At 54.3% G+C, this 4892-nt stretch carries 4 protein-coding genes; all 4 read left to right on the top strand.

Going from position 1 to position 4892, the window contains the following annotated elements; genetic code table 11:
* Nucleotides 1-1260: SGNH/GDSL hydrolase family protein (locus tag MK110_03080; GenBank protein MCH2210258.1), on the top strand; the 1260-nt coding region annotated here is incomplete at its 5' end.
* A gap of 121 nt (nt 1261-1381) precedes the next feature.
* Complete coding sequence (locus MK110_03085; protein MCH2210259.1) at nt 1382-2611, top strand: glutamate dehydrogenase; 1230 nt, start codon at nt 1382-1384, stop codon at nt 2609-2611.
* Nucleotides 2612-2865: 254 nt separating this feature from the next.
* Nucleotides 2866-3897, top strand: coding sequence for a mandelate racemase/muconate lactonizing enzyme family protein (locus tag MK110_03090; protein ID MCH2210260.1), 1032 nt, complete (start codon nt 2866-2868; stop codon nt 3895-3897).
* A 308-nt stretch (nt 3898-4205) separates the two neighbouring features.
* On the top strand, nt 4206-4892 hold a 687-nt coding region (locus MK110_03095), incomplete at its 3' end, for an MBL fold metallo-hydrolase (protein MCH2210261.1).

A 4892-nucleotide genomic window follows, 5' to 3' on the forward strand; every position in this document is an offset into this window, starting at 1 on the left:
GTAATCAATACCTGGTTCCTCTTGTTGTGTCCCCTGGTCCGACGTAGACTGTTGTTATCACCGTCTGGCGGAATTTTCCGGCTGCCGGAATGGAATCTGACTCGTTTGCTCATGCTGCAACGATTGCTGCGTCAACTGCAACACGTGGTGACCGCACTGGGCCTGCTGATCGGGATTCTGATCGGGGCGGAGTTGTGGCTGAGAACTGCGCGCCCCCGTCGAACGCCTCCCGTGGCAACTCAGGCCGATGTTGTAGACCAGTCATGGCTGGTGCCCTCGGCAACGCAACATCACCAGATGCGACCGTTGACAGAAGTTACTTCCGATTGCCACGGCATCCGGTTTCGGACTAACAGTCTCGGTCTGCGTGGCCCTGAACCCGATTTACAGGCTGATCCGGAGAAGCTGCGTGTGGTGCTGCTTGGTGATGACACTGTTCTGGGGATGTCGCTGAAGCAGGAACATACTCTCAGCTTTCAGCTGCAGAAGCATCTGGCTGTCCACCTGAACGGGACTGTAGAGGTCGTGAATGCGGGAGTGCCCGGTTATTCGCCAGTTCTCAGCCTTCTTCAGTATGATCAGGATTTGGGAAGACTCCATTCGGATATCGTCGTCCTGCATTTTGACATGTCTGACGTTGCCGACGAATCGATTCATCGGGGTCGTCTTCGAATGGACGGCAGTCGGGCTGTCTGCATACATCCACTTCTTCTGGAGAACGACAGCAGTACTAATCCACTGCTTTCGATTGCACGTGGCTCAGTTCTGGCGAATGCGGTATGTAAACAGTTTCTTGAGGTATCGGACCAGGTTACAGATACAGAACGTTATGCGTGGACACGGACCGTTCCCGGAAACGTGGAAACCCATATACGCCATGCCATGGATTCTGTCAGTCAACTTCGAGATAAAACAAAGCAAGCGAATCAAGTGCTGATCCTGACGACATCACCTGTCATGTGGCAGGTACTTACTCCCGAGTACAATCGGTCGATCAGTCTTCGCTACGGTATCACAGGCAGGCATCCGGTGACCGATGACATGCCCTTTCAGATTTTGTCGGCATGGAGTCGCCAGAGCGGAGTTCCTCTTTGTAATCCTGTGCAGGTGTTTCGGAGTTTTGAGGCTCCCGAGAAGTTGTTTCCTTCCGATAGTCCGCGTCTCTCTGTCTATGGCACTGCACTGTACGCCAGAGAACTGGCACGCACAATTCTGAGGACTCCCACGGCTGTGGCCGGCAGACTCCGAACGGTCCGGTGACAACGCGAAAGTCAGAGTGATCGGACCGTCGCAGGTCCTGGCTTGTGCAGGAGACCTGCGGGACGTAAACCATGTTCTGTCCAGCCATGAATCCCCAATACACTGAGACGCAGGTACATCGATGAGCGCGTTTGAGTCTGTTTGTCGCTATTTTGAGGAAGCCGCGGGGGTGATTGATCTGTCACCCAATATGAAGAAGCTGCTGCTGACCCCGGAACGTGAAGTCAAAGTTCAGGTTGCTATGAAGCTGGACAATGGCGAGATTGCCACGTTTGTTGGATTTCGCATGCAGCACAACAGTGCACGCGGACCCATGAAAGGGGGATTGCGGTTTCATCACGAAGTTGATGCAGAAGAGGTCCTCGCGCTGGCGTCACTGATGACCTGGAAGACTGCGGTTGTGGGGATACCGTATGGCGGAGCCAAAGGTGGTATTGCCGTTGATCCACGAAAACTGAGTGAAGGTGAACTCGAACAGATGACTCGCCGGTTCGTTGATGAAATTCAGGATGTGATTGGTCCTGACAAAGATATCCCGGCGCCGGATATGGGGACCAATGCGCAGGTGATGGCCTGGATTGTCAACCAGTACGAGAAATTTCACGGATTCAACCCGGCCTGCGTGACCGGGAAACCTTTGGAGCTTCACGGAGCGGACGGACGCGAGGAGGCCACGGGTCGGGGGGTTGGCTTGCTGACCGAAGCCCTGCTTAAGAAAAATGGCAGATCGCTGAAGGATGCAACCGTTGCCATCCAGGGGTTCGGGAATGTGGGAACATTTACTGCCGCCTACATTCATGATCGAGGTGGGAAAGTGCTCGCAATTTCCGATGTCAGTGGAGCCAAGTACGAACCGGCCGGAATTGATATTCCTGCCGCTATTGAACATGTGCAGCAGCACCGTTCGCTGGCAGATTTTGAATCGTCTCAGACGATTCAAAACGAAGAACTTCTCACGCTGGATGTCGATGTTCTCATTCCGGCGGCGCTGGGTGGCGTTATTACCAGGCAGAATGCTGATGAGATCCGAGCCCCGTATGTGATCGAGGCCGCCAATGGTCCGGTTTTGCCGGATGCGGATGATATCCTTCAGAGAAACAATGTGATCGTGCTTCCTGATGTACTGGCCAATGCCGGCGGGGTGACTGTTAGTTATTTCGAATGGGTACAAAATCAACAGTATTTCCGATGGGATCTGGAACGTACACGTAATGAACTGGCCAAAACATTGACCGACAGTTTTGAAAAGATGTGGAATCTGGCGACCGAAAAACGTATCCCGTTACGGACCGCTGCTTACCTGATGGGAATTGGCCGCGTAGGTCGAGCTACAGTACTCGCCGGGATCTGATGCATTTCCGGGAGTGCGATGCTGCCTGCCGCGGTTGCAATTTCGACGCCTGTGAGCATCGCGAAGCCTTGGGAATGACGTGTGCACCCGAAATGTCAGTGTATGATCGGCCGCAGACGCTCTGTCATGTGGTTGTTGGTGTGTTACAGATTTCGGTTGACGGTTCTCCGGACCGATCAGCGCACAGTTGAGGATCGTGCCTGCAATCAGCTGGAAATTTACTAAGACTCAGGACGTGGCATCGAGGACAATGCATGAAGATTACGGACGTTCGAGCTATTCAGCCGGTAGCGGAGAATTCACCTCCGGATTGGCGCACCACCATGGGGCAGATTCTTGTTGCTGTGGAGACGGATGTCGGCATCACCGGCTATGGTGTGGGTGGAGGCGGTGCTGCCGGTGTACACGTTGTGAATACGGTTCTTCGGGATCTGTTGCTGGGGCGGAATCCTGAATGTGTTGAAGATCTCTGGCGTGAAATGTATTTCGCAACTTTGCCGTTTGGTTGCAAAGGGCTGGCCATTATGGCTCTCAGTGGTGCTGATCTTGCCTTGTGGGATCTCCGTGGACGAGTTGCCGGAAAGCCTGTCGCTGTTCTGCTCGGTGGAAACATCGGTGATTCTATTCCCGTCTATGTCACGGTGTGGGACACCATTTCAGCATCGCAGGCCGCCGAGTTTGACGCGTTCAAGCTGCACGTGAAACGGATCGAATGTGACGAAGATCTGCACTCGATTGTCGAACTCGTTGAGGCATCACGTCGGACAGCAGGCCCGAACGGAAAACTGATGGTCGATGCCTGGATGCAGTGGGATTTACCCACAACACTGTCCGTTATTCGTATGATTGAACAATACGATGTGACCTGGATTGAAGAGCCGCTGCCTGTCGATGATCTGAGCGGGTACAACGCTCTCGTCGGTCAGTCATCAATCCCGGTCGCGGGTGGCGAACACGAGTTCACGGCAGCAGGATTTCGGCCTTTGATTGAACGCCGTCTGCATCAGGTGCTTCAGCCCGACGTCTGCTGGTGCGGTGGTATGACGCAGTTGGTCGAAATCTATCGTATGGCCACTGCTGCCGGTTTGCAGGTGTGCCCGCATCGAGGTGCCGAGGTATGGGCGCTTCACGCAATTGCAGCGCTGGATCAAAATCCGCTGGCCGAGTCCGGGCGGCCGTGGATGACCTGGGTCGGGGGACAGCCCTCAGTCGAGCAAGGCAGCGTGACACTGTCGGACGCTCCCGGATTTGGTATTGTGATTGATGAATCGAATCTTCCTGTTTGAGCTTCCATGCGGTAAGCCGGTGGTGAAATTACTTTATCATCGATCCGGAAGTTCGCGGTTGTCGGTCCTGACGATTGATTTGCAGTACGATTGGGTATGATAGAGTATTGGTCAATGTGACTCATATTCAGCATGACCGAGTTCAACGCCGGTGGTGAAAATTCGAGGATTCGTTGCACCGGTCGAAGGCCGTTCGATCATTACAAACAGGGGAAAACATGGTTCAGGTCATGGTCCGTTTGCGAAACGAGCAATCTGTGTTGTCCGAGAGAAAAGGTTGTATGATCAACGGAGCCTGGCGGAGATGGATGCTTCGCTACTCTGTCTCGTTGGCCGCTGCTTTTTTCAGTGCGACGATCGGGTTTGCACAGACGACGGTGACCGTGCCTTCGGTGGATCCGCACGCACAGCGCGGGCGCCCTGATCCTAATGTGATCGTGGAGTCTCTCAGAGGAGCGGCGACACATCGCGATATCACCGCATGGTGGATCAGCAATTCCGGGTTTTGTGTGCAGATGGACGACAAGGTGGTGTTGACAGATCCGGTGATCGAACTGGCCCGCGACTGGGACCCGCTGGGTTCAGAAATGGGCTGGCGTACATGGAATAGCCAGCTGGGCGAAGCGCTGCAGCCGGTTTGGCAGAGTGATCATGTTGTGCCACTGCGTTTCCGACTGCCAATGCTGGCACGAGAGATGCCGCAGTGTGATCTCGTTGTCGTGAGCCACCCACACGAGGACCATGGTTCTTCAAAGACCCTGCGAGTTCTTGGCCAACACACCAATGCTCACTTTTGCGGGCCGCACGACATGAAACAGAAGTTTCTGGACGTGGGTATTCCTGAGGATCGCATCCACGTCAACCTGCCTGGACGTTCAGAGAACATCAACGGACTGGATGTGGAATGGACGTACGCGACGCACGGGCCACCAACGTTTGCCTCGGGCTATCTTGTTGATGATGGTAAGAATCGGGTCTATTACACGGGTGACAAC

The organism is Fuerstiella sp. (assembly GCA_022447225.1).
Lineage (GTDB): Bacteria > Planctomycetota > Planctomycetia > Planctomycetales > Planctomycetaceae > S139-18.

What these genes read in the sequence shown, in the direction of transcription:
- MK110_03085 (MCH2210259.1), top strand. Translation starts at nt 1,382, where the DNA reads ATGAGCGCGTTTGAGTCTGTTTGTCGCTATTTTGAGGAAGCCGCGGGG.
- MK110_03090 (MCH2210260.1), top strand. Translation starts at nt 2,866, where the DNA reads ATGAAGATTACGGACGTTCGAGCTATTCAGCCGGTAGCGGAGAATTCA.